Origin of the sequence: Streptomyces lunalinharesii, from assembly GCF_039532155.1 — a bacterium.
In the GTDB taxonomy this organism is placed as follows: Bacteria; Actinomycetota; Actinomycetes; order Streptomycetales; family Streptomycetaceae; genus Streptomyces; species Streptomyces lunalinharesii.
This window is the reverse complement of record NZ_BAAARK010000006.1, coordinates 136,653-160,594: the sequence shown is the minus strand read 5'-3', so window position 1 is coordinate 160,594 and position 23,942 is coordinate 136,653. Positions and strand designations below refer to the sequence as shown.

Annotated in this window: 26 protein-coding genes; 13 read left to right on the top strand and 13 right to left on the bottom strand. The window is 69.5% G+C overall.

Annotation, left to right across the window (positions count from 1 at the left end; all coding sequences use genetic code 11):
• Nucleotides 1–14 precede the first annotated feature (14 nt).
• From ABD385_RS12245 to ABD385_RS12230, 4 genes are all read right to left on the bottom strand, one after another.
• Nucleotides 15–938, bottom strand: coding sequence for a serine/threonine-protein kinase (locus ABD385_RS12245; protein WP_344575199.1), 924 nt, complete (start codon nt 936–938; stop codon nt 15–17).
• On the bottom strand, nt 935–1,405 hold the full coding sequence (locus ABD385_RS12240; RefSeq protein ID WP_344575198.1) for a DUF6415 family natural product biosynthesis protein: 471 nt from the start codon (nt 1,403–1,405) through the stop codon (nt 935–937). The genes ABD385_RS12245 and ABD385_RS12240 overlap by 4 nt, the downstream gene beginning before the upstream one ends.
• Nucleotides 1,402–1,872, bottom strand: a complete 471-nt coding sequence (locus ABD385_RS12235; RefSeq protein WP_344575384.1) for an ATP-binding protein — start codon at nt 1,870–1,872, stop codon at nt 1,402–1,404. Before ABD385_RS12235 ends, ABD385_RS12240 begins: the two co-directional genes overlap by 4 nt.
• Before the next feature lie 130 nt (nt 1,873–2,002).
• Entirely contained in the window at nt 2,003–2,788 is a 786-nt protein-coding gene (locus ABD385_RS12230) for a TauD/TfdA family dioxygenase (protein ID WP_344575197.1), read from the bottom strand.
• Between the two features lie 171 nt (nt 2,789–2,959).
• On the opposite strand from ABD385_RS12230, the gene ABD385_RS12225 reads away from it, so the two are divergent.
• Nucleotides 2,960–3,394 carry an NUDIX hydrolase gene (locus ABD385_RS12225; protein WP_344575196.1) on the top strand — a complete coding sequence of 145 codons (435 nt, stop codon included), beginning with the start codon at nt 2,960–2,962 and terminating at the stop codon, nt 3,392–3,394.
• 6 nt (nt 3,395–3,400) lie between these two features.
• Nucleotides 3,401–4,567, top strand: a complete 1,167-nt coding sequence (locus ABD385_RS12220; protein ID WP_344575195.1) for an XRE family transcriptional regulator — start codon at nt 3,401–3,403, stop codon at nt 4,565–4,567.
• Between the two features lie 223 nt (nt 4,568–4,790).
• Here the strand turns inward: ABD385_RS12220 and ABD385_RS12215 are convergent, their stop codons facing one another.
• The gene (locus ABD385_RS12215) at nt 4,791–5,282 is read right to left on the bottom strand and encodes a hypothetical protein (protein ID WP_344575194.1); all 492 of its coding nucleotides are present in this window, start codon (nt 5,280–5,282) and stop codon (nt 4,791–4,793) included.
• A gap of 333 nt (nt 5,283–5,615) precedes the next feature.
• Between ABD385_RS12215 and ABD385_RS12210 the strand changes: the two genes are divergently transcribed.
• A complete protein-coding gene (locus tag ABD385_RS12210) occupies nt 5,616–6,857 on the top strand; it encodes a helix-turn-helix transcriptional regulator (RefSeq protein WP_344575193.1) in 1,242 nt (413 codons plus the stop codon).
• A gap of 55 nt (nt 6,858–6,912) precedes the next feature.
• Here ABD385_RS12210 and cutA read toward each other — a convergent pair whose 3' ends face one another.
• Entirely contained in the window at nt 6,913–7,236 is a 324-nt protein-coding gene (cutA, locus tag ABD385_RS12205; RefSeq protein WP_344575192.1) for a divalent-cation tolerance protein CutA, read from the bottom strand.
• A 50-nt stretch (nt 7,237–7,286) separates the two neighbouring features.
• Complete coding sequence (locus tag ABD385_RS12200; protein ID WP_344575191.1) at nt 7,287–7,631, bottom strand: hypothetical protein; 345 nt, start codon at nt 7,629–7,631, stop codon at nt 7,287–7,289.
• 639 nt (nt 7,632–8,270) lie between these two features.
• On the opposite strand from ABD385_RS12200, the gene ABD385_RS12195 reads away from it, so the two are divergent.
• From ABD385_RS12195 to ABD385_RS12185, 3 genes are read left to right on the top strand one after another with little or no spacing between them, the layout of a single operon-like run.
• Nucleotides 8,271–8,582, top strand: coding sequence for a helix-turn-helix transcriptional regulator (locus tag ABD385_RS12195; protein ID WP_344575190.1), 312 nt, complete (start codon nt 8,271–8,273; stop codon nt 8,580–8,582).
• A gap of 53 nt (nt 8,583–8,635) precedes the next feature.
• Nucleotides 8,636–9,550, top strand: a complete 915-nt coding sequence (locus ABD385_RS12190; protein WP_344575189.1) for a tyrosine-type recombinase/integrase — start codon at nt 8,636–8,638, stop codon at nt 9,548–9,550.
• Between the two features lie 4 nt (nt 9,551–9,554).
• Nucleotides 9,555–9,875: a tyrosine-type recombinase/integrase gene (locus ABD385_RS12185; RefSeq protein WP_344575188.1), complete on the top strand. Its 321-nt coding sequence runs from the start codon at nt 9,555–9,557 to the stop codon at nt 9,873–9,875.
• A 296-nt stretch (nt 9,876–10,171) separates the two neighbouring features.
• On the opposite strand, the gene ABD385_RS12180 is transcribed toward ABD385_RS12185, so the two are convergent.
• The gene (locus ABD385_RS12180) at nt 10,172–11,020 is read right to left on the bottom strand and encodes a HipA family kinase (protein WP_344575187.1); all 849 of its coding nucleotides are present in this window, start codon (nt 11,018–11,020) and stop codon (nt 10,172–10,174) included.
• A 123-nt stretch (nt 11,021–11,143) separates the two neighbouring features.
• Between ABD385_RS12180 and ABD385_RS12175 the strand changes: the two genes are divergently transcribed.
• A complete protein-coding gene (locus ABD385_RS12175; RefSeq protein ID WP_344575186.1) occupies nt 11,144–11,365 on the top strand; it encodes a hypothetical protein in 222 nt (73 codons plus the stop codon).
• A gap of 17 nt (nt 11,366–11,382) precedes the next feature.
• On the opposite strand, the gene ABD385_RS12170 is transcribed toward ABD385_RS12175, so the two are convergent.
• Entirely contained in the window at nt 11,383–12,396 is a 1,014-nt protein-coding gene (locus tag ABD385_RS12170) for an NADPH:quinone reductase (protein ID WP_344575185.1), read from the bottom strand.
• Between the two features lie 786 nt (nt 12,397–13,182).
• Here ABD385_RS12170 and ABD385_RS12165 point away from each other — a divergent pair.
• The 3 genes from ABD385_RS12165 to ABD385_RS12155 all read left to right on the top strand — a co-directional run bounded on the left by ABD385_RS12165 (nt 13,183) and on the right by ABD385_RS12155 (nt 16,606).
• The gene (locus ABD385_RS12165; RefSeq protein ID WP_425585395.1) at nt 13,183–14,244 is read left to right on the top strand and encodes a S53 family peptidase; all 1,062 of its coding nucleotides are present in this window, start codon (nt 13,183–13,185) and stop codon (nt 14,242–14,244) included.
• Between the two features lie 254 nt (nt 14,245–14,498).
• Nucleotides 14,499–15,794 (top strand): C2 family cysteine protease, encoded by a 1,296-nt coding sequence (locus ABD385_RS12160; protein WP_344575183.1) that lies wholly within the window; start codon nt 14,499–14,501, stop codon nt 15,792–15,794.
• A 203-nt stretch (nt 15,795–15,997) separates the two neighbouring features.
• Nucleotides 15,998–16,606, top strand: coding sequence for a GNAT family N-acetyltransferase (locus tag ABD385_RS12155; RefSeq protein ID WP_344575182.1), 609 nt, complete (start codon nt 15,998–16,000; stop codon nt 16,604–16,606).
• A gap of 201 nt (nt 16,607–16,807) precedes the next feature.
• Here ABD385_RS12155 and ABD385_RS12150 read toward each other — a convergent pair whose 3' ends face one another.
• The 3 genes from ABD385_RS12150 to ABD385_RS12140 all read right to left on the bottom strand — a co-directional run bounded on the left by ABD385_RS12150 (nt 16,808) and on the right by ABD385_RS12140 (nt 19,982).
• The gene (locus ABD385_RS12150; RefSeq protein ID WP_344575181.1) at nt 16,808–17,866 is read right to left on the bottom strand and encodes a tartrate dehydrogenase; all 1,059 of its coding nucleotides are present in this window, start codon (nt 17,864–17,866) and stop codon (nt 16,808–16,810) included.
• Between the two features lie 73 nt (nt 17,867–17,939).
• Nucleotides 17,940–18,842, bottom strand: coding sequence for a LysR family transcriptional regulator (locus ABD385_RS12145; protein ID WP_344575180.1), 903 nt, complete (start codon nt 18,840–18,842; stop codon nt 17,940–17,942).
• A 207-nt stretch (nt 18,843–19,049) separates the two neighbouring features.
• Nucleotides 19,050–19,982: a LysR family transcriptional regulator gene (locus tag ABD385_RS12140; RefSeq protein ID WP_344575179.1), complete on the bottom strand. Its 933-nt coding sequence runs from the start codon at nt 19,980–19,982 to the stop codon at nt 19,050–19,052.
• An 83-nt stretch (nt 19,983–20,065) separates the two neighbouring features.
• Between ABD385_RS12140 and ABD385_RS12135 the strand changes: the two genes are divergently transcribed.
• Nucleotides 20,066–21,034 (top strand): EamA family transporter, encoded by a 969-nt coding sequence (locus ABD385_RS12135; RefSeq protein ID WP_344575178.1) that lies wholly within the window; start codon nt 20,066–20,068, stop codon nt 21,032–21,034.
• Nucleotides 21,035–21,097: 63 nt separating this feature from the next.
• Here the strand turns inward: ABD385_RS12135 and ABD385_RS12130 are convergent, their stop codons facing one another.
• Nucleotides 21,098–21,601, bottom strand: coding sequence for a MarR family winged helix-turn-helix transcriptional regulator (locus tag ABD385_RS12130; protein WP_344575177.1), 504 nt, complete (start codon nt 21,599–21,601; stop codon nt 21,098–21,100).
• A 132-nt stretch (nt 21,602–21,733) separates the two neighbouring features.
• On the opposite strand from ABD385_RS12130, the gene ABD385_RS12125 reads away from it, so the two are divergent.
• Nucleotides 21,734–22,360, top strand: a complete 627-nt coding sequence (locus ABD385_RS12125) for a UbiX family flavin prenyltransferase (RefSeq protein ID WP_344575176.1) — start codon at nt 21,734–21,736, stop codon at nt 22,358–22,360.
• 56 nt (nt 22,361–22,416) lie between these two features.
• The gene (locus ABD385_RS12120; protein ID WP_344575175.1) at nt 22,417–23,928 is read left to right on the top strand and encodes a UbiD family decarboxylase; all 1,512 of its coding nucleotides are present in this window, start codon (nt 22,417–22,419) and stop codon (nt 23,926–23,928) included.
• Nucleotides 23,929–23,942: the final 14 nt, after the last annotated feature.

The following is a 23,942-nucleotide window of genomic DNA, read 5'->3' as shown; positions in this document are numbered from 1 at the left end:
CGGGTACTGGCTAGTCAGAGCGGAATCGTGATCAACCAGTCCGCGAGCTGATGGGCGGTGGGCCGGCGGCTGAGCGAGGGAGACATCGCGGCGGCCAGCGGGTCCAGGAACTCCGGCCAGTGGTGCACGGTGGGATCGGCACGGGGCACTTTGCCACTGGCGATGACGCGCCGGAGTTGGGAGCGGCTCTTCGTCTGCGGATCGAATCCAACCTCGCGCTGCTCGTGATAGGCCAGCGGCCACGTACCGGTGGCTGCCCACCACAGCCCGGCGGCCAGGGTGTAGACCTCCGAAGGGCGGTTGAGGAGCACGCCGTTGCCCCGGGACTGGTCCACCGCGCTGGCCAGTTCTGGCGAGAGCAGATGCACCAGGCCCCCGCCGTAGCCGGCGCTGGTGCGCTTGCCGGCGTGGGTCGCCCAGGCGCAGGACAGCAGCCGGACACGGCCACGCCCACGGGTATGCACGACGTGATGAGGGTCGAGGGTGCCGTGCAGCCAGCCGGCCGTGTGCAGGCGACCGACGGCCCGGCACGTCTCAATCGCGACCGCACGAGCCTGCTCGCGACCTTGCCGATCGCCCTCGCGCAAGAGGCGACACGCCTCCCAGGTCGTCAGGCCGAGCACCCAGGGGGTTACCTGCCAGGCGAACGGATCCGCCGGGCGCAGGTCGCAGCCGGCTCCCAACGGCCGTAGGTTCCCGGCGGGCATGGCGCGCAGATTCTCGGATTCCCACACCAGGGCCTGGGCCGCACTCTCGCCTCCGGCGATCTTGACCGCCACCGACGACTCAGGGCCGCCGACATGCCACACATGGGTGCTGGTGTAGCTGCGGCACAGTCGCCAGATCGCGGGGGAGCCGACCAGCCGGTTCGCAAGGGTGGTGGCCTCGAACGGAGTACGCAGGCGCGGCTTGCGGCTAGATACGATGCTGCTGGTCACGTGAAGTCCTCCGCCGAGCACTCCCGGGCCGACGCACGGCCAGCGTCGGCCGTCGCCTCGTCGCGGAGCAGGCTGAGGGCGCGGTTCAGGGCCTCGACGAGTCGACCAAGGCCCTGCGCCCGGACCACCGCCTGCGGGAGAGCGAGGGGCGCCGGAAGCGGCAGCCGCCGGCCGGCTTCGCCGAGCGTGGCCCGCACGCGAGCAGCGTCGATCGAACCGACCGGACGGCTCGCGAGCACGGCGCGTATCTCGACGACGAGTCCACGTCCGTACGCGGTGAGCTGGTCCACCACCTCCTGGACCACCTCCCGCTCCCGGACGCCAGGACCCTGGGGTTCCCAGGCGCGAGCCAGCTCGACGAGCGCGCGAACCTTAACCTCGGTAGAGCGGGTGTTGCCGTCGGTCAGGCCCTCAACGACCTGGCGCTCTCTGCCTGCGAGAAGAACCTGCTCGAACGTCGTGTTCACTGTTCGACTCCCTGCCGGCCCACTCGCAGGAGGGCCCAGACGCTTTTGCCGGCGGACGTCTTCGCGACGCCCCAATCTGCGGACAGCTCGGACAGCACCCTCAGCCCACGCCCCGTTTCGGATTCCGCATCAGGGTGGCGCTGTACCGGACCGCACGGTGACGGGTCCGACACCGTGATCCGCACCGCGGTGTGCTCTGGCCGTTCCACGGTCAGGCGGCAGCAGATCGGTTCCTCTTCCGGCAACCGGATCGGCGTGGCATGGCGCAGGGCATTGGTGACCAGTTCCGAGACGACCAGCTGTGCGGAGTCGATCAGAGAGTCCAGACACCAGCACGCCAGCGTGGTGCGCACCGAAGCCCGAGCCTGGCCCACTGCCTGTGGGATCAGGGGAAGGGTCTGCGTGTAACCCGGGATCGTAAGGGTGAGAGGACGCAGGGGCGGCGCAACGGACGGAAGGGGGGCCATCGTCACCGGCCCCCTCGCAGTCCCGTGTACGGCTCGCGCCGGGTGCGGGTTGCCGCATCTATCGGCCGGGTGGTCCAGAGCTGCGTGATTTTGGATGTGGTCGAGCGGTGGTGCTCCTGGTTGTGTGTCATCAGAGCGTCTCCAGGGGGACTGCGGGTGCATCGTGGGGAGGGAATCCGCGGGGGAGGCGGAAGCGGGGGTTACCCAGGGCTCGGTAGCAGCGACGGGCTCCGAGGAAGGCGGTACGGGCGTGGAGCCATCGATGGTTGTCCAGCAGGTACCCTTCGCCGGCGTGGAGCTCCAGCGGCTGTTGGTGCCGGGCGGCAGAGTCACGGAGGTTGGGCAGGTACGTGCGTGTGAACGGGTGCCAGCGCACCAGGCCGTCCTGCCTCAGCCGTATCGAGAACCGGCCGCCGGGGAGGGGCGCGAAGACCGGGGCGAAGACGCCGTCGGCGCGGCCGAAGAAGGCGGCCTGCGGCTCGGAAAACGCGGCCAGGGCCTCGGGTTGATGGGCGTGGAGGGTTGAGGTCACTGCCTGGCCGTCGGTCAGCAGGCAGACGCCACCGCATTCGGCGGGCTGGGCGCAGACGAACAGCATCAAGCGCGGAGGCACAGGCAGGCTGGAGCGGTCGGTGTGGGGCGCCAGCTCGCCGTGACCTAGCCCGGCGAACCCCGCTCGACGGGTGTGTCGGCCGGTGTCTCGGATCACGGTCAGCCCGTCTGGGTCACTGTCGCGGTGGGCGCTGAGGTGCAGGTACCGGGAAGTGACCTCCAATACCGCGTCGCGAGAATCGAGACCGTCGAAGGTAACGAGACCGACGTTCCTGACCTGCTGCTCGACGGCGTGCGGAGCGTCGCGGACATGCAGGTTGACGTAGGAAGACGCGAAGAGGTCACGCGCAGTGGCACGGTGCACAGCCGAACTCCCTTGATGCGTATGGCCAGTGGCCTCACTGTCTGGAGTTGCTGGCGGCGGCGTAAAGCGACGAATTGTCGACTCGGGCATTTCGCCCACCACGGCTGAGGGCCGGCCACCGCGTGCTACGTTCCGACAGACCCGGTCGTCGACCTCTGCAAGAGGACCGTCATGTCGTACACACCCCCGCTGTGGCCCGTCTCCGTCAAGGGCATCGCCTGCGATGCCCAGGACCGAGTCCTGCTGTTGAAGAACGAGCGCGAGGAGTGGGAGCTGCCGGGCGGACGCCTGGAGATCGTCGCGCAATGCGGCCAGCCGGCCGACGAGAGCCCGCAGAGCGCGGTCGAGCGCGAATTGCTGGAGGAAACCGGCTGGAAGGTCAAAGCCGGCGCCCTCATCAACGGCGGCGTCTGGATCTACGAGCCGATCCCCGGCCGCCGGGTCCTGATCGTCACCTACGGATGCACGGTGCTCAACCCCGAACAAGAGCCGGTCCTGAGCCACGAGCACAAGAAAGTCGGACTGTTCACCGAACAAGAGGTACCGGGCCTCGTCATGCCCGACGGATACAAGCGGTCGATCGCGGCCTGGTACAAGACCAAGTAACCGACCATGGGCATCGGCCACCTCGCATCCCGCCCGACGAGCAACCACGTCGCATGGCACTGGGCGACCCCCCAAGCACAGACGATCCTGGCCACCCGCGACCTCGGCGCGATCCTGCGCTTCTACCGGGCCGTCCACAGCCTGAACCAGACCCAACTCGGCACCCTGCTCGGCTACGACAAGACCTACGTCTCCGCCCTGGAACTGCGCAAACGCACCGTCGACGACATCAGATCCCGACGCCGCATGTGCGAAACACTGCACCTGCCACCACACGTTCTCGGCGTCACCGACGCCGCCGACGCAGACCACCACGCGATGCTGCAGTTCGGACAGTCCACGGTGCGACTGGCCGAGATCGCCCGCCAGTCCGGCCACGCCTCCGAAGCGGTCGCCGAACTGTGGCCACTGGTTGCCCGACTTGAAGCCCGCGCCGAAGACGGCCACGCCGAACGCGACGTCCTGCGCTTGCTCGCCCGCGCCCGCGTCAGCCTCGGCGTCGCCCTCGGCAACATCCTCCCGGAAGAGAGGCTGAGCACCGCAGCCCACTGGACCGCCAAGGGCCTGGAGATCGCCAAGATCTTCGCCGAACCGAGCTTCACCTCCTACGCCCTGCGCATGCACGGCAACGAACTGCGCAAAGCACGACTTCGCGGAGCCGCGGTCGACCGCCTGTCCCGCGCCGCCGCACTGGCTCCAGATCACGATGCGCGAGCCGCAGTGCTGCCGCTCCTCGCCCGTGCCGCCGGCGCGCTCGGCAACGGCCCGCTGCTCGACAGGGTGATCAGCGAAACGGAGCACCTGCTTGACCAGGCCGAGCACACCAGCCTGTTCAACCCGTTCGCCCTGCACGAGATCCGACTGCGCGGCCTGATCGCCACGGGACGAGTCCACCTCGCCATACAGCGTGCGGAGAACACCCCAACACCGACCACAGCTGTCGCACCGCAGTGGCGCGTCATCGAGCAGGTGACCGTCGCCCACGTACGACTGCACGCCCAGGACCACGGAGGCGCCGCCGAATCGCTGCACACAGCAGTCCAGGAGGCGGTCAGGCAGCGCCTTCCTCACCAGCTCCAACGCGTCGTGCGCACTGCCGGAGAACAACTGCCCGAACTCAGGGACGCCGCTGAACACGCGCTCGCCAGGATGCGACAGGAGATGGCGGCTTGACCATGCGGAACGCGTGATAGTGATCTGGCTCATCGTCGGCCTCGGCTCGTCAGGGAAGGATGGGGTTGCGGGCAGGCCGAACGGCCTTTCAGGGGGCAGAGCTGCGCGCGAGGAGCGTCACGACGACGACGGCGACCACCGCGATCAGCAGGATCTGGCAGGCGATCTGTCGCCATCCCACGCCCCGACGATCAAGCCAGCGGAGCGGTGAACTAGGCAGTCTTCAAGTGCTCGTCTCCGCGCGAACCAGGAGCAACAGTGCATTGCGCTCGCCGAACCAACGCACCTCCCGCTCGTAGGCTTCCAAGTCCGAGCTGACGGTCTCCTGGTCCAAGACGATCACACCGTGGGCGAAGCCCTCGTAGACCGTCGCTCGCACCGTCGCCCAGCCGGAGCGCTCGTTCGGCGGGCACCCACGGCGCTCCCTTACGTACTGGTTGACGAATTGCCCTTGAGCTTTCGCTCGTTCGCGGAGTTGCGAGAACTCCTTGGAACCATCGTCGCCTCTCCCAGTCACCACGTAGGCAACCAGGCCCCTGGGCTGGGGAAAGCACTCGGTGGTGTGCGCGTTGTATGCGTTCCGCAGATCGCGAAGTCGCTTCCTCAGGAGTGGTTGGAACTGCCGATCCGGGGACGACCGGCCTTCGAAAGCACTCTCATCGCGACTCGTGCAGGCCATGTTGGGAACGGACTTCCGTAGGAGCTTGCCGATCACCACATGTCTCCCACGCCGAAGTAGAGCTCTTCGGCCACCTCTGCACCCCTGCTGCAAGGGATGCGGATGGGGGCGAAGCTGCCACCCGTACCGTGCGAACGGTGTCCGTTCTCCGGAACTCGAGACGGTCGGCATGATGCGATTGGCAGCGTCGACTCTCCTGCTGGCGAAGCCTCTTCAGAGGGTGGTGTTTCGCTGGTCATGACCCCATCGCACCGCGAGGCAGGGCCGTCTACCAGGGGAATCCAGAGGGGGGAAAATCTGTCAAGGGGGGAATTCCAGGAGGGAGTTGAGGCCATGATTGGGTTCCGCCCACCGACAGAGGTCACACTCATGCCAGACCCGTTCGCCGAACTCCTCGTCCAACTCCGGAAGGACGCCGGCCGGACACAGGAGGAACAAGCAGCCGCGATCAACGATGTCTCCCGCCGGGACACCCTGACCCGCCGCGAGGTCAGCCGCTATGAGAACTTTGAGAACGTCCCTACGAACCACACTCTCGGACACATCGCGGTGGCCTGCAGCTTCCCCTTCGAAGAACTAAAACGGGAGGCCCAGGCCGCCCGCGCTCGGCGGAGGAAGGGGAACGACCGTGAAGAGGAGGACCAGGACGCCATGAAGCGCCGCACGTTACTGGGAGGTGCCGTCGTCGGCGTGAGTGCAGCCGCTGAGCCTTGGGGACGGCTGGCCTTAGCCCTCAGCAAAGGCTCCCAAATCGATCACTCCGCTGCAGCCATGCTCATCGATCGGGCTGCTGAGCTGCACGTCCAGGAACTGAACCTCAGCGCCCGCCGCCTCCAGAGGATGGTGGAGTCACATCTCGACACGATCACCACTGCCCTGCCTCGCGCCGGGAAACACGAACAGGCACTTACCGTCGCAGCCGGGGAGACCGCGGCCCTGGCCGGATGGGTTGCATGGGACCTGGGCGAGCACGACAAGGCCGATGCCTACTACAAGGTCACATCACAGTGCGCGGCGACGGCTGGGCACCCTCCGCTCCGAGCGTTGGCCTTGACCTACGCCAGCTACGGGGCTACGGCACCGAGGGATAGGCTGACATTCCTCTCCCAGGCTGCCCAGGACGTACGGGGCCACGGGAATGCCACCGCTGCCGCCTGGGTCCTCGGCAGGCACGCGGAGGAAGCTGCGTCGCTAGGCGACGAGATGGGGGCGCTGCGTGCACTGGAGCGAGCGCGCTTCGCCTACGACTTCGCGGATCACACCAGTGAGCAGGCATGGGTCCGATTCGTAACGCCTTACCGCATGGACTCGCTAGCGCTCTCTGTGTACGGGCAGCTGGCGCGGTCCGAACTTGCAGCCACGGCCGATAGCGCGGTCGAACGCCTCGGAGAAGACCTACCGGATGGCGGTGTTGTCGTCCTCGGTGACCTCGCCGCGGCCCTGTTGCGCGGAGGCGACGTCGACCGGGGCGTCTACGTGTCGCGCCAGTTCGCTGCGGCGGCACAGGCCAAGCCCAACACGATGGGGAAGGACCGTGCCGTGCAGATCGCCGCAGGGCTCCCTGTTGGAGAACGGGAACTCGCGCTTCACCTGAAGCAGTTCGCGTCCTGAGCCGATCCCTGAGTTGGGCATCCGGGACGGCCCGGGACGCAATTACTGTCGTTCCTCAGCCCTTCGTCGTCTCCTCCACGACCCACGACAGATACGCTTCCGACCCGCCGGTCACGGGAAGGGTGATCCACTCGGGGACGTCGTACGAGTGCTTCTCTGCCACCCACGCCTCCAACTCCGGGAGACGCTCCGTGGTCGTCTTGTACGAAATCCGCCACTCCTGAGCGGTCTCGATCTCGGTCTTCCACCAGTAGAAGGCAGTGAACGGCGCATCGATGTGCGCGCACGCTGCCAACTTGCTCTCCACCGCGCCGCGCGCCAGTGCCTTGGCTTGGTCCTCGTCGTCGATGGTCGTCTGTGCAATCACGATGTCGGTCATGCCACTACCTCCCCAGCTCGGTGTACCCCGACCCTATCCAGCCGTCTGAGCTACCTCGAAAGTCCGATGCCGGAAGTTCTCGCCTCACCGTCGCCGAGGCGTCCGGCCTGGAACTGTGCAAACGCACCGTCGACGACATCGGATCCCGACGTCGCCTTTGCGAAACACGGCACCTGCCAACACACGTTCTCGGCGTTACCGATGCCGCCGACGCAGATCATCACGCGATACTGCAGTTCGGTCAGTCCGCGGTGCGACTGGCCGAGATCGCACGCCAGTCTGGCCACGCCTTCGAAGCGGTTGCCGAACGGCGGCCGCTGGTCGCTCGATTGGAAGCCCGCGCCTAGGCCAGCCGCGCCGAACGCGACGTTTTGCGCCTGCGTGCAGGCGTGCATGCCTGCACCCCGCGTCAGCATCGACGTCGCCCCAGCAGCGTGAGGCCCTGGACCTGTGACGCGTCGGGAGTGCCAACCAGAGCGTCCGCACCAATGTTCCCGTGGTCCTCCTATATAGGCAAATGAGTCGTCCGGCCGGTGCCTTGTCGGCCAATTATGGGATTCAGCCTCCTCCGCGTTCTCTGCTGAAATCGCTCACAGCAGAAGAGAAAGAGTTCGACCAAGACTGGAATATCCGCTGGACTGATGCCAAGGTGCAACGTCCTGAGGGTGGCATCTGGCCGGCGCAATGATCTGGTGCGATCTCTGCGTCATGAGGACGTCATTTGGTGAGAGGCCGGCTGCTGGTGTGTTCGTTCACGCGATAGTTGGTGCGAGATCGCCTCCCGATTCAGAGAGTCGAGGAGTGGAGGGGCACTTGGGAAGCGCAACATAGCCGACGACCACCGGTTAGCCAAACCGGCGACCGTGCAGACAATAGAAGGCGCTGACGCTCTGCTGTGTTTGCGAGAGGAATAGTGCGAACGAAGCTGGCGGTAGTGCAAGGAGTCAGAAGGTGGATCGCGAATATTTTGCGTGCAAACTTCTGGAAATCCGGTACGCCTTTCAAAGTAAGGCGTACTTCTAGAGAGGAGCTCTATGTCTGCATGTCCCCCGCCGGCTTCTTCGGCTTCACGTCATTCCGATCTCGTAGGCCGTGCGGCTTTCCTTACGGTCAAGGCTGCTGCGCTACACCTCGGCTTGTCACCCCATATGCTCTATGTGTGGAGGCATCGGCGGCTGGGGCCGCCGAGCTTCCGCATGGGGCCACGTGGGCGTGTGATGTATCGACGGGAAGCCTTGGACGCCTGGGTTCATGAACAAGAAGAAGTCGATTCCCGATCCAACACTGCTCTGAGTCCGTTGAGCGTCGCTCCGCAACATCTTTCCGGGCGAGCAAACGGCAGCTGAAGTGTGATGCGTCGTCGAGTCTAATTTCTCTCCCTTTCACCTAGGAGGTTGATTTGGCAGGATACATTGAAGATCGTTGGGTTAATAAGAAGAGGGCCCCAGTTACTGGGAGAAGGGAGAAGTCGGCTCGCTACGGTAAAGGTAAGCGATATAAGGTCGCCGGCATACCCGGAGTTCGGAACCGGTCGTTTGATTCTTTGGAAGACGCCAAGGCATGGCTCCGCCGGTCGGCGACAGATGAGGAGCGTGGGGAGTTCGTTGACGCTCGCGACGGGTCCATTACGCTCGCCGACTACATCTCGAGGCACTGGTTGCCAGGCGGGGGAGGCGCTCACAAGACCCAGCAGAACCAGGAGCGCAGGGTTCGGCTCCACATCATTCCGCATCTGGGGCAGTTGCCGCTGAGGAGCATCACGACGGCGGAACTCCGTTCCTATATAGCGAAGTTGGAGGCCGCCGTGGTCTCAGTCGACTATCGGCGTGGGATACTGTCGGAATTGTCGAGCCTCTTGGGGGCGGCTGTAGATGACAAGCGGCTTGTTAGCAACCCTATGTATGCGAAGTCCGTGAAGTGGCCCAAAGCGTCACAGGAACGCCGAGAGGCGTGGCCATCGGAGACCGCGGTCCGAGTTCGTGATGTGATTAGCCCACGAGGTCGAATCACCGTCGTACTTGGTCTGGGGTGCGGGCTTCGCCAGGGTGAGGTGTTCGGTTTGAGCCCGGATGACCTTGACTTCGCCAGGGGCATTCTCCCCGTACGTCGCCAAGTGCAGGCGATTGGAGGGAAGTTGCACTTCGCGCTTCCCAAGGGTGCGAAGACGCGTGCCGTCGACATGCCCTCGTCGCTGGCAGGGGAATTGAAACGCTACGTGGCACTGTTTCGGCCGACAGAGGTGGAGCTTCCGTGGGGCAGGCCGGAGGCAGTCAAGTGTAAGGGTATCCCTACTGCTCACGACGCGATTCGGTAGTGCTATGGCCGTGAACACGTGGAACACGTACATGTGGAAACCGGCATTGGCCAAGGCTGGCATCATCCCGCCGCTGCCTCAGGGGGCAAAGCGGTGGCAGTGGGAGGCGGCACCGAAGGACGGCTTCCACGTCCTGCGTCATACCTATGCCTCAGTCTTGTTGGAGGCGGGGGAGTCGGTGGTAACCGTGGCGCGGTGGCTCGGCCACTCCTCGCCAGCCATTACGCTAAGTTACTACGCTCACTTCATGCCCGAGGCCGGAGGTAGGGGGCGGACTGCCCTTGATGGGCTGCTGGGGAGCGAGGCGGATCGGAGCGCCGATTGAAACTCCCCAGATTCTCCCCAGAGCTGATCGCTGGCGGTCCTCGGACGTGCTTCTCTGGGGCGGCGGTGGTAGTGGAGTCTGAGATTTAGCGCGGTTTGGGGCACGTCCAGCGAGGCCGATCGCGGCGGGCTGCCATGTCGCTGCCCCGCGTGAGTGTGGGGTGTTTCCGAGTTCGTTGACGGTTGGGATCTCGGCGACGGTGACGCGAGGGCGGCCGTCATCTACCAACGGATTGACGGTCATTTCGTAGATGTGTTGGTTGGTGTGGCTGCTGCCTCCCCGTGTGCCCGCAGCGCTCACCTGTGTGGTTGCTCCAGTCGGTGGCCGGGTCGGTTGATGGGTGAGGGGAATTCCGTGGGGAGCCAGTGGGTGGAGGCTGCGGCTCGGGCTGCGAGGTGGGTGATGTAGGCGTTGCGGACGTCCGTCGGGGTGGTGAAGCCCGGCTCGTCGGTCAGCCAGGCGTCGGGGACGGTGGAGACGACCTCGTGGAGTAGTTCTGTGGTGATGCGTGGGGTGAACTCGGCGTCGGCTGTGGCCATTTCGGGTTGGTGGGAGGCGAGTGCGTGGTGGCGGAGGTCGTAGGCCTTGGTGGTCGTGTCGGGTGCGGTGCGCCAGCGGTGGTGGAAGACGAGGGCGGCGCCGTGGTCGATGAGCCAGAGGCGGGGGCGCTGGTGGCCGGGGGGCGGCCAGGTCATGAGGTTGGGGCTGTGGGTGGTGCGGTCGACGTTGGCGGTGAAGGCGTCGAGCCAGATGATGCGGGCGGCTTCCGTGGGGTCGACGTCGACGGCGTTCGGTGCGTTGGGGTCGAAGTCGGTGGCTCCGGGGAGGTGGTCCATGCCGAGGTTGAGTCCGGCGCTGGCGTGCAGGAGGTCTTGGACTTCTTGGTGCGGTTCGTCGGCGGCGACCGCGGGGTCGAAGTCGATCAGGACCAGTTCTGGTACCCGCAGACCCAGGCGCCTGGCCAACTCGCCCACGATGACCTCGGCCACCAGTGCCTTGCGCCCCTGCGCCGAGCCCGTGAACTTCACCACGTATGTCCCCAAGTCGTCGGCCTCGACGACACCGGGCACGGAACCGCCGCTCCGCAGCGGCGTCACGTACCGGACGGCCGTCACGGTGCGCAGCCCGCCCGAAGGAGTCCCCATGCCTGCCTGCCCCTGCCCCGTCGCCGCTCCGGTCGCCCGTGCGGCACCTCGCCAAAAACTGCAATGCATTGCAAATATACAACGCGCTACAGTTTTCGTGAGCTGCTACGAGAGGGGACGACGGTGACGACGACGCAGGAGCACGACGCCGCGGTGCGGCGGGCCAACGCGGCTCTGGAGACCTACACGCTCTCCGGCGACGGTTGGCGCGACAGCCCCGGCGAGACCTTGCAGCACGTCCTCGCCGACCTGCTGCACTGGTGCGCCGACACCCAGCGCGACTTCGACGCCGCCCTGGAGCGGGCGCGTGCCCGGTACGCCGGAGAGGGTGTGCCGCGCGGGTAGGCGCCCCGGCGGGGTGGTCACGGGACGTCGATCAGGACCCTCCCGACCACGCCCCGTTCGAGCGCGGCGTGGGCGTCGGCGGTGCGCTCCAACGGGAAGCGGTGCAGCGCCAAGCCCGCCTCCTCGCCCACGCGCAGGGCGCCGGCGTCCACGGCTGCCGCGACGTCGGTGACCGCCTGCTGCTTCGCCGCGGCCGGGACGGTGTAGACGAAGACGCCCTGCCAGCGCAGGTTCGCCGGCAGGGAGGACAGCACCGGGACGGTGAGCCGCTCGTCCTCGCCGCCCGAGTAGTAGGCCACCACGGCACCCGGGGCGGCGACCGCGACGTCGAGGGCGGCGTTGGTGCCCGGCGCGACCTCCACGACGATGTCGACGCCCTCGGGGGCGAGGGCGCGGATCTCCGTGACGGCGTCCTGCGTCCGGTAGTCGACCACCTGGTGGGCGCCGGCCGCGCGTGCCAACGCGGCCTTGGTGGGACTGCTGACCGTGCTGATCACCTGCGCCCCGGCCCAACGGGCCAGTTGGACGGCCGCGTTGCCGACCGCACCGGCGCCGCCCGCCACCAGTACCGTCGCGCCCCGCAGCGTGCCGGGGGCGATGCGCCCCGGGCCGCCGTCGTGAACGGTCAGTGCCCGGTGGGCAGTCAGGGCCGGAATGCCCAGCGCCGCACCGAGGTGGAACGGCGCGTGGTCGGGGAGGGCGACGGCGTGCCGGTCGGGGACGAGCGTGTACTGCTGGGCCGTTCCCCAGGGCCGTTGCCAGGCGGCCTCCCAGATCCACACCCGTTCGCCGACCCGCGTCGGCTCGACCCCCGGACCCACCGCGTCGATCACGCCGGCACCGTCCTGGTGGGGCACCTGCTCGGTGACGCCGGGCGGCAGCGGGCGCCGACGGCTGCGCCAGTCGGTGGGGTTGACGCCCGAGACGTGCACGCGTACGCGCACCTCGCCCCGGCCGGGCTCGGGCACCGGACGCTCGACGAGTTGCAGGACCTCGGGGCCACCGGCCGCCGTCCGGATGACGGACTTCATTTCGTACCTTGCCTTCGCTCGACTCGTTCGCTCGGCTCATGGATCCGCTACGGACGCTGGGGCGGCGTCGTTGCGGACATCCGCTGAACTCCGGTGCGGAGCGGAGTATTTCCGGCACGGGGAATTTCGGCACGGGGAATTCCGGCTGTGCCGGAGTGCTGCGGAAGGGGGAGTGGAAGGAGGGACTGGGGCGTTTGGGCGTCGTGGTGACGGTCGTCCGCGACGTGGCCGTCAGCGGACCGAGGGCAAGCCTTTGCCGTAGCTCGGTATCGCTTTGACGCAGGGTTCACTACTTTTCCCTACAGAGCCACCACTCAACGGGGTGGCATCACTGAGTGCACGTGCGCAACTCATCACCGGCAGGCTGGCGCGCCCTGATGGGGCGTCATCGTCGTTGCAGCATGAATGTCATGAACGCGCCAATTCCTGTGTGTCTGCCTGTTCGCTTGCAGGTGTGCAGGCATGCGGAGGCGCGGGTAGACGTGCACGCCACGCAACGCGGTCCGTTCCTCGGCGCGCTGACTGCCGGCCCCTTCCCCCACGGAGGTCGTTTCCTTGCGTTCCCTACGAAAGGGCAGATCGGATCGTGCCAGTGGCCTGGCACACCGCGCCGTTCCGGCCCTGCTGTCGGCAGCAACCCTCGTCATCGGCGGTGTGATCGCCGCCAGCCCGTCCGCCGCCGCACCGGCGACGCACACCACCCGGGCCGGTCACTCCGCGTCGGCCGGGTCCAGTGCAGAGGTGCCCACCCGCCGGTTGTGCGCGCACCCGTCGCACCCCGGCTACATGGCCTGCAACGCGGTGGCCCGCACAGACATCAAGCCGCAGCTCTCCCTGCGACCGCACGCCGCCCCCTCCGGCTACGGTCCCAGTGACCTGCAGAGCGCCTACAACCTGCCCCAGTCGGGCGGTTCGGGCCAGACCGTGGCGATCGTCGACGCCAACGACGACCCCAACGCCGAACAGGACCTGGCGACCTACCGTTCCCAATACGGCCTGCCCGAATGCAGCACGTCCAACGGGTGCTTCCAGAAGGTCGACCAGAACGGCGGCACCAACTACCCGGCTGCCGACTCTGGTTGGGCCGGTGAGATATCCCTCGACGTCGACATGGTCAGCTCCGCCTGCCCCTCGTGCCACATCCTGCTGGTCGAGGCGAACAGCGCCAGCATGGACGACCTGGGTACGGCGGTGAACCGCGCGGTCACCATGGGCGCCAAGTTCGTCTCCAACAGCTACGGCGGACCCGAGGACTCCACCGACCCCACCTCCGACGAGCAGTACTTCAACCACCCGGGCGTCGCCATCACGGTCAGCTCCGGTGACAGCGGTTACGGCGTCGAGTACCCGGCGGCCTCGCAGTACGTCACCGCGGTCGGCGGCACGTCACTCCAGCAGGACAGCAGCGCACGCGGCTGGTCCGAATCCGTCTGGGGAACCAGCGCAGGCGGTGAGGGCGCCGGTTCGGGCTGCTCGCAGTACGATGCCAAGCCGTCCTGGCAGAAGGACACCGGCTGCGCGAAGCGCGCCGTGGCGGACGTCGCCTCGGTCGCCGACCCGGCCACCGGCCTCGCGGTCTACGACAGCTACCAGGCCACCGGCTGGAACGTGTACGGCGGCACCAGCGCCGCCGCGCCGTTCATCGCCGGCGTCTACGCCCTCGCCGGCACTCCTGGTGCGTCGGACACCCCGGCTTCCTACCCGTACAGTCACACCTCGGCGCTGAACGACGTCACCAGCGGCGCCAACGGCTCCTGCTCGCCGTCGTACCTGTGCACGGCGGGTGCCGGCTACGACGGCCCGACCGGGCTCGGCACTCCGAACGGCACCGCGGCCTTCACGAAGTGACGGGCGCAGACCGCCGGTCGCGGTGAGCGGGTGGTGATCCGGTAGGCCAGGCACGGCGCAGTCGGCCGTCCCCCGGCGTCCGGCACGACCGCTCTCCGCAATCGATCGCCACAGTCCGGCAGCCTTCCGAGCTGCCGGACTCGTGGCATGAGTGCATGAGTGCATGAGTGCATGGGCGCAGGGGTGGTGGCGCGACGGCCCCGTCGGCTGCGTAGGCTCGTGGGCCGGGTGGGAGCCGGACGGGGGAGAAGCACGTGAACTACCACCGCAACAATTGGCGCCAGGTCGCCGGCGCCGCCGCGCCGTTCATTCCGGGCGGTCGCGCACTGATCGACGCCGTGAACGTGGTGCAGGGGTTCAGCGACAGCGTCGGACGGGACCGGCTCCAGTACGTGCCGGACGGTCGCCCGGTGGTCGAGCTGCCCTGGCAGCCGCCCGGCCCGCCGCCGGACCCGCAGCGGGCGGAGACGGTCGGGCGACAGGCATGGGGCGTGTTGTTCGCCGATGCGCAGCAGTACGGCGCCCGGTCGTTGCTCGACCAGGTCGGCACCTTGCTGGCGCCGCTGCCACCCACCGAACTCGACCTGGTCGTCCGCCGCTTCGGGACGCAGGGCCTGGACCGCTGGGACGCCCTCGCCCACGTCGAGGACGAGCACGGCCAACCGGCCTACGACTGGCGTCGCCAGCAGGAACTGTTCAGCTGGCTGCTGCGCACGGTCAGCCCGTACGGGGCCATGCTGGTCGGCACCGGGATGCCGTGCAGCCAGCCCGACTACGACGCCGAGTGCGGCTGCGGCGACCACGGCTGGGTGCTGCCCGAGGGGCCGTTCGCGCAGGTCGACGGGGCGTACGTCACCGAGAACTGGCAGTGGGTCTCGGCCTCGACCGAGGCGATGTCCTGGCAGGACATGGACCAGGGGAGGTTCGGCACCTGCTGGCTGTTGACGAGCATGCAGGCCGTGCTCCAAGCCAATCCCCAGTACGCCCCGCGCCACCTCCGGTTGGAGGCCAACGGCACTGTCACGGTCACCCTCTACGAGGAGGGCACCCCGATCGGGATCACGCTGGTGCCCGACCTGCCGTACGGGCACGGCGGTCTGTGGGGCGCCAAGGGACACACCGCGGACGCGCGGTACGCGGAGACCTGGCCGGGCTACTTCGAGAAGGCCGCCGCCCAGTACTTCGGCAACTACCACGACGTCGCCCACGGCGGCGCGGTCGGCGTCGCGCTCGCCCTGCTCACCGGGCGGGTGGCACAGCCGCTCGACCTCACCTCGCCGTGGCTCGCCCAGGAGGTCGCCGACCGCAGGGCGCGCGGCCAGGCACTCGTGGCCACCACCCCCGGAACGAGCGACCGCGACACCATCGCGGACGGCCGACTGGCCGCCAACCACGCCTACTTCATCAAGGACGTGGACCCGGCCGGCGGCCGGATCTGCCTGGGCAATCCGTGGGGCGACGGGGCCACCCGGAAGATGTGGGAGTGCTGGCTGACGCGGCAGGAGATGGGCTACCACCTGGTGCGGATCGACGCCGTTGACACGTGGTGACGGGGGAGGGGGCGTCGTCAGCTCCGCCTTCGTGCCGGCTCACGGACGGGAGGCCGTGAGCGAGCCTCGCCACGGTCGCCGCGCCCGATCCGCTGCGCGGCGTCCGTTATTGCCTGAACCTCCCTACTCTACTGTCCCGTTGGTCCGCGTATGTGTCGGGGCCCCGTCGAGCACCGAAGATCATCGGGTACAGAATGAGCCGTATGCCGAATGCGACCACGCCGCAGCAGACCACGATCGACGATGCGCCGCTGATCAGCCGCACCTTCGCCCGTGCCTTCGACGGCGACCCGATGATGCGCTGGTTCTTCCCCGACGCCGCCTCGCGCGAGACGGCACTGGGCCGCTACTTCACCACCCTCTTCACCCGGCAGTACGTCCACCACGGGGTGTGCGAACGCACCGCGTCGGCGGCCGCGTTCTGGGTGCCGCCGGAGGCGCAGGCCAAGGCGGTTCCCGACGCCGAGACCATCAAGGAACTCCAGGACATCCTCGGCGACCGGGCCGGGGCGTTCCAGGACGCCGTGCAGACGGCCGCCCAGCACACCCCCGAGGAACCGCACTGGTCCCTGGCGGTCATCGGCGCGGACCCGGCCGCCCAGGGCCAGGGACACGGGTCGGCGCTGCTCCGTTCGGGACTGGCCCAGGCCGACGCGGCAGGGCTGCCGGTCTACCTGGAGTCCTCCAAGGCGTCCAACGTCCCCGTCTACGAGCACTTCGGCTTCACCGTGCGCGCGGAGCTGGCGCTGCCGGGGGGCGGGCCCGCGCTGTGGGGCATGTGGCGCCCGGCGCGCCGCCCGGCCGACGGGTAGCCGTGCTCGGCACGGCCGCCCGGGCGGCCGTGCCTGGGCGGTGGTGCTTGGACGGGTGCCTGGATGGTGGTGGCCGCGCCGCCAGGCTTTCGAAGCCGGTCCGTGCGGAGCCCCGCGCCGGCCCGCGGCACCTGCGCAGCCCACGGCCCGGCTGTCACGCGCCCGACATGAGCCCAACAGCCTCACCAACTCGCCCATCAGCTAAAGGAGTTGGAGAATGGCTTCGGTGAAGTGCTCGGTGCTGGCGGTGCCGCCCAGGTCCGGTGTGCGGACGTCCGTCGTGGCCAGCAGGGTCGCGATGGCGTTGGTGACGTCGCCGGCGGCCTCCTGGTGGCCGAGGTGGTCGAGCATCAAGGCCGCCGACCAGATGGCGCCCAGCGGGTTGGCGACGCCCCGGCCCGCGATGTCGGGCGCGGAGCCGTGCACCGGCTCGAACATCGAGGGGAAGGTGCGCTCGGGGTTGAGGTTGGCGGCCGGGGCGATGCCGATGGAGCCCGCCACGGCGGCGGCCAGGTCGCTGAGGACGTCGCCGAAGAGGTTGGAGGCGACGATCACGTCGTACCGCGCCGGTTCCAGGACGAGTTTGGCGGCCAGCGCGTCGACGTGCTCCTGCTCCCAGGCCACGTCCGGATGCCCGGCCCCGCACGCGGCGACCAGCTCGTCCCAGAACGGCATGGTGTGCACGATGCCGTTGGACTTGGTGGCCGAGGTCAGTCGGCTACCGCGGTCGGCCGCCAGGCCGAAGGCGTAGTCCACCACCCGGGTCACCCCGGTCCGGGTGAACACCGCTTCCTGGACGGCGAGTTCCTCGGGGAGGCCGCGGTTGAGCCGGCCGCCGATCTCGCTGTACTCGCCCTCGGTGTTCTCGCGGACCACCACGAGGTCCACCTCGCCCGGGAGCGCACCCCGCACCGGGCTGTCGACGCCCCGGAACACGCGGATCGGCCGCAGGTTGACGTACTGCTGGAAGCCGCGGCGGATCGGGATCAGCAGGCCCCACAGCGACACGTGGTCCGGCACGTCCGGGTGGCCGACCGCGCCGAGCAGGATCGCGTCCTTGTCGCGCAGCTGGTCGAGACCGTCGTCGGGCATCATCGCGCCCTCGCGCAGGTAGCTCGCGCACGACCAGTCGTCGTACGTGGTGTAGGCGAGACGGAAGCCGTGCCGACGGCTGACGGCGTCGAGCACGCGCCGTGCCGGGGGCAGCACCTCGGTGCCGATGCCGTCGCCGGGGACGAGGGCGATGTGGTGGGTGGTCATGCGCCCGATTGCACCAAGCGGTGCCTGGACCCGTCCAAGACGCGATCGCGATCTGCCTGATCGGCCGCGCCTATCAGCGGCCCGGCGCGGACGTCTCCAAGGCGGCCGTCACGAACGCCCGCGCCGCCGGGGACAACCCGGTGCGGCGGCTGATCAGGCCGATGCGCAGCGTGGTGCGGGGTTCGATGTCCAGCACCCGGGCGCCGGCCCGCTCGGCCAGGCCGCGCCAGGACTCGGCCAACACCGCCACCCCCACCCCGGCCAGGACCAGGGGGAGCACGGACACCCGGTGTTCGGTCTCGGCGGCGACGGTGACGTCGATCCCCTGCTCCCGCAGCCCGTCCACGTACGCCCGCATCCCGGTGCCCCGCTGTCCGACGATCAGCCGCTGGCCGGCCAACTCCGCGCACTGTACGGAGCGTTGGCCGGCGAAGGGGGTGTCCCCGTCGGATCCGTCGCGGGTCACCAGCACGAAGCGCTGTTCGGCGAGGGGGTGCGCTACCACGTCCTCGTCCGGCAGCGGGCCGGGAGTGGCCAGCAACCCCAACTCGGCCGCGCCGGTGCGGACGGCGTCCACCACGTCCCGCGCGGTGAAGGCTGCCTGGATGGCCACCGACACGCCCGGGTACCGCCCGGTGAAGGTCCGCACCAGCGTCGTCAACGGTTCCACCGCCTGGGACGGCGTCGACGCCACGTCCAGTCGCCCGGTGCGCAGTTCCTGGACGGCCGCGACGCTGGCCCGGGCCGTCTCCAGGCTGCGCACCGCCGCGCGCGCCGGCTCGATCAGCGCCCGTCCCGCCTCGGTGAGCACCGCCCGCCGGCCGATCCGGTGGAAGATGTCACTGCCCAGGTCGCGTTCCAGGGCCTGGATCGCCTGGGACAACGACGGCTGGGAGACGTACAGCGCGGATGCCGCCCGGGTGAAGCCGCCGTGATCCACGATGGCGAGGAAGTACTCCAACTGTCGGATGTCCATGAAGCGCATTGTCACGTGCGGCGCCGGTCCGCGCTTCGACGGGCCGGCGGCAGTGCGACCGCGCGCTCCGGCGGTTGCCGGCCGCTTCGCGGTGGCTCGTCCTTCCGCACGCCTCTGCTTCGCCGGCGGTGACCGGTGCCTGGGGGTTCCTGGGCCGCGGGTGCGGGCGGAGCGGGGGTTCGCCCACGTGTGCCCGGTGTCCGCCCGTCAGTCGTCGGTCGGTCCGGGGGCGGTCGCCCCGGCGGCGTCCGGGCGGGTGGAGCGCTCGGTGAGGAGGTCGGTGATCAGGGCGAGCGGTGGCCAGTTCAGGCGGCCGTGGCGGGCGACGGCGTAGGCGCGCAACACCACGTCGGGGGCGGTCAGCGGCAGGAGGTGGACGTCGGGGAAGGTGGGGATGCCGGCCGGCAGCAGCCCCACGCCGAGGCCCGCGGTGATCATGCCCTGCACCAGGTCGAGGTTGTCGGCCCGGTGGGTGATGCGCGGGGTGAAGCCGGCCATGGAGGCGAGCGTGCGGATGACGGTCTCGTCGGCGGTGTTGCGGGAGTTGACGATCCAGTCGTGTGCGGCGAAGCGGGCGAAGACCTCGACCGTGGTTCCGCCACCGCGGGTGTCGTGGGCGGCGACGCCCAGGCCCCATGGTGCGGTCCACAGTGGGCTGGCGCGCACCGCGGGGTCGAAGGTGGCGGGCGCCAGGTTGTAGTCGTAGGTGAGGGCCAGGTCCGTGTCGTCCGTGATCAGCAGCGACAGGGCCTCGTCGGGTTCGTGCTCGCGGATGAGCAGGTGGACCCGCGGGTGGCTGGTGGCCAGCTCGCTGACCAGGGGCAACAGGTGGGCCCGGATGGCGGTGGCGAACCCGGCGGTGCGCAGGGTGCCGTTCGGCTCGGCGCCGGGGGCGAGGTCGAGGTGGGCGGCCTCCACGGCGCCCAGGATGGTCACGGCGTGCTCGGCCAGGCGCCGTCCGGCGGGGGTGAGGCGGACCCGGCGGCCGTCCGGTTCGATCAGGGCGGCGCCGGTCTCGCGGGCGAGCACGGCGATCTGCTGCGAGACGGTGGAGGTCGTGGTGCCGGTCGCCTCGGCGACCGCGCGCATCGACCCCAGTCGGGAGAGCTCCACCAGTAGCTGGAGCCGACGGGTTTCCATCCCTCCATTGTTCGGGATTCGCGAACGGAATGTCCACGATCGGCACGTGGACACGAACGATGCCCAGGGCATCTACTGTCCCCATGAGTGCGTTCGAGCCACCGCCCCCGGGCGGCTTCCCGTCCCGTCTCCGTACCGCCGCCGGTGGCCGACTGCGCCGCGGCGGTGCCGAGACCGGTTTCTTCATGGCGGTCGCCTCCATGACCTCCGTCCAGCTGGGGCTGGCCCTGGCCGTGCCGCTCTTCGGTCAGCTCGGCGCGATCGGCACGGCGGGGCTGCGGCTGGCGTGGGGCGGTCTGCTCATGCTGGTCCTCATACGCCCGCGCCTGCGCGACTTCACCCGGCAGGACCTGCTCGCCTGCACCGTGCTGGGGGCGGCGACCGCCGGCATGATGCTGTTCTTCATGCTCTCCGTCGCGCACCTGCCACTCGGCACCGCCAGCGCACTGGAGTTCCTCGGCCCGCTGGCCATCTCCTTGTACGGACCGGGCGGTGGCCGGAAAGTGTGGACGGCGCTGGCCGCGCTGGGCGTGGTGCTGCTGACCGAGCCCTGGCACGGCGGCCTGGACGTCGTCGGACTGGTCTGCGCGCTGGCCGCCGCGGGCTGCTGGGCCGTCTACATCCTGCTGACCCAGCGCGTCGGCGACCGGGTCACCGGGCTCAGCGGCCTGGCGGTCTCCATGCCGGTCGCCGGCCTGATCGGCACGCTGATCGCCGCCCCCGGCCTGTGGGGGCACCTGACCTGGCAGGCGGTAGGGATCATGCTGGTGCTGGCGGCGGTGAGCCCCGTCCTGCCCTTCGCCCTCGAATTCCTCGCCCTGCGCCGCCTGACCACCGCCGCCTTCGGCACGCTGATGAGCCTGGAACCCGCCATCGCACTGCTGATCGGGCTGCTGGTGCTGGGCCAGACGCCGGACCTGGCGCCCGCGGCCGGCGTGGTGCTCGTCGTGATCGCGGGGGTCGGCGCCACCCGGACCGGCGCCCGCACGCCGGAACCGGCCGCCGGGAGCGCCGAGCCCGAACCGCGGCCGGGCGTCGCGGAAACGGTCTGAGGGGACCGCATCGGTCGTGGCCCGCCGGGGAACCGGCGGGCCACGACCGTTTCCGGCTCCGGCTCAGCCTGAGGGTTCGGTGGTGTCGGGGCCGGCGGGCACCCCGGGGTCCGTCGCCGTCGGGGCGCCCCCGACCGCCCGGCGGAGCAAGCCGAGGAACTGCGCGCGCTCCGCGGGGGAGAAGCCGGCCAGGACCTGTTCGTTCACGTCGAGGACGGCGGGGGCGAGGTCGACGGCCAGGGAGCGTCCCTCGTCGGTGAGGCGGATCATCTTGCGGCGGCGGTCGGTCGGGTCCTTGGCGAGTTCGACCAGGCCGCGCCGCCGCAGGCGGTCCAGCAGGGGGGCGGCGGTGGACTTGTCGAGGCGGGCGCGGGCGCCGAGGGTGCCTTGGTCCATGTCCCCGTGGGTGTGCAGCAGGCTGAGGACGGTGAACTGCGGGCCGGTGAGTTCCCGGTCCACCTGCTCGTGCCAGAGCCGGGTGTGCAGTTGGTTCAGCTGGCGCGCCAGGGGCCCGACTCCGCCGATCGCGGCGGCCACGTCCCGCGCGTCCCCGTGCTGCTGTGCCATTGCTCCCCGCATCCCTCCGGCGCCGGCCACCCGGCTTGATTAGGACGTACACGTACTTTATCGTGGAAGCGGATAGGACGTGTACGTCATAAATAAGCGCGGGGGATGGAAGCAAGGAGAGGAGGCGGTGTCGTGCGCCTCGTCGTCGCGATGACCGGTGCCACCGGTGCGCCCCTGGCCGTGCGCCTGCTGGAGGCGTTGCGGGAGCTGGAGGTGGAGACGCACCTCGTCGTCAGCCGGTGGGCGCGCGCCACCCTCGCCCGGGAGACCGGCCGCTCGGTGCGCGCGGTGGAAGCCCTGGCGACGGTGTCCCACCACCCAGCGGACCAGGGCGCCGCGATCTCCAGCGGCTCGTTCCGGGTCGACGGCATGGTGGTCGTGCCGTGCAGCATGAAGACCCTCGCGGCCATCCGGACCGGCTACGGCGAAGGACTGATCGCCCGGGCCGCCGACGTGACCCTCAAGGAGCGGCGCCGCCTGGTGCTGGTGGCCAGGGAGACCCCGTTGTCCGCCGTCCACCTGGACAACATGCTGGAACTGACCCGCCTGGGCGCCGTCGTGCTGCCGCCCGTCCTGACCTTCTACCAACGCCCCACCGGCATCGACGACCTGGTCGAGCACCTGGTCGTCCGCATCCTCGACCAGTTCGGGCTGGACCTCCCCACGGCCCGGCGCTGGCGCGGCATGCGGGAGGACCCGGCCGAGCGGCCGTCCCCGGCGGGCGGCCCGGACCACGACCCGTCCGGCCGACCGGACTGACGCCGCGACGCCCCTCGCCGCTCCCGCTCCCTCCCCGCTTCTACGAAAGGTTCGCCATGACGCAACGCGGCAGCGCGCTCAACTTCCGGGACTTCGTCGACGAACTGCTCGCCGTCGGCGACGCCGTGGACGTCCGCCGTCCCGTCGACCCCCTCCTGGAGGCCGCCGCCGTCACCCGGCGCGTCTACGAAACCAGGAGCCCCGCCCCGCTGTTCGGGAACCTGACCGGCGCCGAGCCCGGCCACCGGCTGCTCGGCGCGCCCGCCGGTCTCAGCAGCGACCCCGCAGGCACCTACGGCCGGCTCGCCGCGCACTTCGGACTCCCGCGCGCCACCACCCCGCGCGAGCTGCTGGACCGGCTCATCACCGCCATGCACGCCGACCCCGTCGCCCCGCGCGTCGTGGACTCCGGCCCCTGCAAGGAGCACGTGCTGCGGGGCGACGAGGTGGACCTGGAACGGTTCCCGGTCCCGCTGCTCCACCAACAGGACGGCGGACGCTACTTCGGCACCTACGGATTCCACGTCGTGCGCACCCCGGACGGGCGGTGGACGAGCTGGTCCATCAGCCGCAGCATGCTCCACGGCCGGAACACCCTCGTCGGCCCCGCCATGCCCCAACAGCACCTCGGCATGATCCACCGCAGTTGGCAGGAGCGGGGCGAGCCCACCCCCTGGGCCATGGTGCTCGGCGCGCCGCCCGCGGCGCTGGCCGCCGCCGGCATGCCGCTGCCCGCCGAGGTCAACGAGGACGGCTACGTCGGCGCGCTGACCGGCAGCCCCGTCGAAGTGGTCCGCACCGAGACCAACGGCCTCTACGTCCCCGCCAATGCCGAGATCGTGCTGGAGGGGTACATCAGCCCCGACGAGACCGCGCCCGAAGGGCCGATGGGCGAGTACCACGGCTACACCTTCGCCGAGTCGAAACCGCAACCGGTCTTCCACGTCGAGGCCGTCACGCACCGCTCCGACCCGATCCTGCCGATCTGCGTCGCGGGCCGGCCGCCGGAGGAGAACCACACCATCTGGGGCACGATGATCTCCGCCAGCGCCCTGGACCAACTGCGCTCCGACGGCCTGCCGGTCGACCTGGCCTGGTGCTCCTACGAGGCCGCCACGTGCTGGATCGTGGTCTCCGTCGACATCCGACGACTGGCCGGAGCCGGCATGGACGAACGGCAGTTGGCGGACGCGGTGGCCGACAGCCTCTTCGGCTCGCACGCCGGCTGGCTGGTGCCGAAGGTCCTGCTCGTCGCCGACGACATCGACATCACCGACATCGACCAGGTGGTGTGGGCACTGGCCACCCGCTACCACCCCGGCACCGGCGAGTACGCGTACCCCGACGCGCCGGGCATCCCGATGGTGCCCTACCTGACCGCGGCGGAGGCGCGCGCCGGCCGCGGCGGCAAGTCGGTGGTCAGCTGCCTGCTGCCCGAGCACTTCGCCGGGCGCACCCGCGGCGTCACCACCGACTTCCGCCACGCCTATCCCCGTGCGCTCCAGCAGAAGGTGCTCGACACCTGGGCCGACTACGGGTTCGCCACGACGGGCGGGCCGGCGCGCTGAGGACCCGCGGCCGG

Bases quoted from the DNA above. Each gene is read 5' to 3' on its own strand.
- ABD385_RS12155 (WP_344575182.1), top strand. From the start codon at position 15,998: ATGCCGAATGCGACCACGCCGCAGCAGACCACGATCGACGATGCGCCG.
- ABD385_RS12145 (WP_344575180.1), bottom strand. From the start codon at position 18,842: ATGGACATCCGACAGTTGGAGTACTTCCTCGCCATCGTGGATCACGGC.
- ABD385_RS12185 (WP_344575188.1), top strand. From the start codon at position 9,555: ATGGCCGTGAACACGTGGAACACGTACATGTGGAAACCGGCATTGGCC.
- ABD385_RS12210 (WP_344575193.1), top strand. From the start codon at position 5,616: ATGCCAGACCCGTTCGCCGAACTCCTCGTCCAACTCCGGAAGGACGCC.
- ABD385_RS12165 (WP_425585395.1), top strand. From the start codon at position 13,183: ATGGCCTGCAACGCGGTGGCCCGCACAGACATCAAGCCGCAGCTCTCC.
- ABD385_RS12200 (WP_344575191.1), bottom strand. From the start codon at position 7,631: ATGCACGCCTGCACGCAGGCGCAAAACGTCGCGTTCGGCGCGGCTGGC.
- ABD385_RS12120 (WP_344575175.1), top strand. From the start codon at position 22,417: ATGACGCAACGCGGCAGCGCGCTCAACTTCCGGGACTTCGTCGACGAA.
- cutA (WP_344575192.1), bottom strand. From the start codon at position 7,236: ATGACCGACATCGTGATTGCACAGACGACCATCGACGACGAGGACCAA.
- ABD385_RS12150 (WP_344575181.1), bottom strand. From the start codon at position 17,866: ATGACCACCCACCACATCGCCCTCGTCCCCGGCGACGGCATCGGCACC.
- ABD385_RS12220 (WP_344575195.1), top strand. From the start codon at position 3,401: ATGGGCATCGGCCACCTCGCATCCCGCCCGACGAGCAACCACGTCGCA.
- ABD385_RS12180 (WP_344575187.1), bottom strand. From the start codon at position 11,020: ATGGGGACTCCTTCGGGCGGGCTGCGCACCGTGACGGCCGTCCGGTAC.
- ABD385_RS12225 (WP_344575196.1), top strand. From the start codon at position 2,960: ATGTCGTACACACCCCCGCTGTGGCCCGTCTCCGTCAAGGGCATCGCC.
- ABD385_RS12130 (WP_344575177.1), bottom strand. From the start codon at position 21,601: ATGGCACAGCAGCACGGGGACGCGCGGGACGTGGCCGCCGCGATCGGC.
- ABD385_RS12235 (WP_344575384.1), bottom strand. From the start codon at position 1,872: ATGGCCCCCCTTCCGTCCGTTGCGCCGCCCCTGCGTCCTCTCACCCTT.
- ABD385_RS12170 (WP_344575185.1), bottom strand. From the start codon at position 12,396: ATGAAGTCCGTCATCCGGACGGCGGCCGGTGGCCCCGAGGTCCTGCAA.
- ABD385_RS12195 (WP_344575190.1), top strand. From the start codon at position 8,271: ATGTCTGCATGTCCCCCGCCGGCTTCTTCGGCTTCACGTCATTCCGAT.
- ABD385_RS12135 (WP_344575178.1), top strand. From the start codon at position 20,066: ATGAGTGCGTTCGAGCCACCGCCCCCGGGCGGCTTCCCGTCCCGTCTC.
- ABD385_RS12140 (WP_344575179.1), bottom strand. From the start codon at position 19,982: ATGGAAACCCGTCGGCTCCAGCTACTGGTGGAGCTCTCCCGACTGGGG.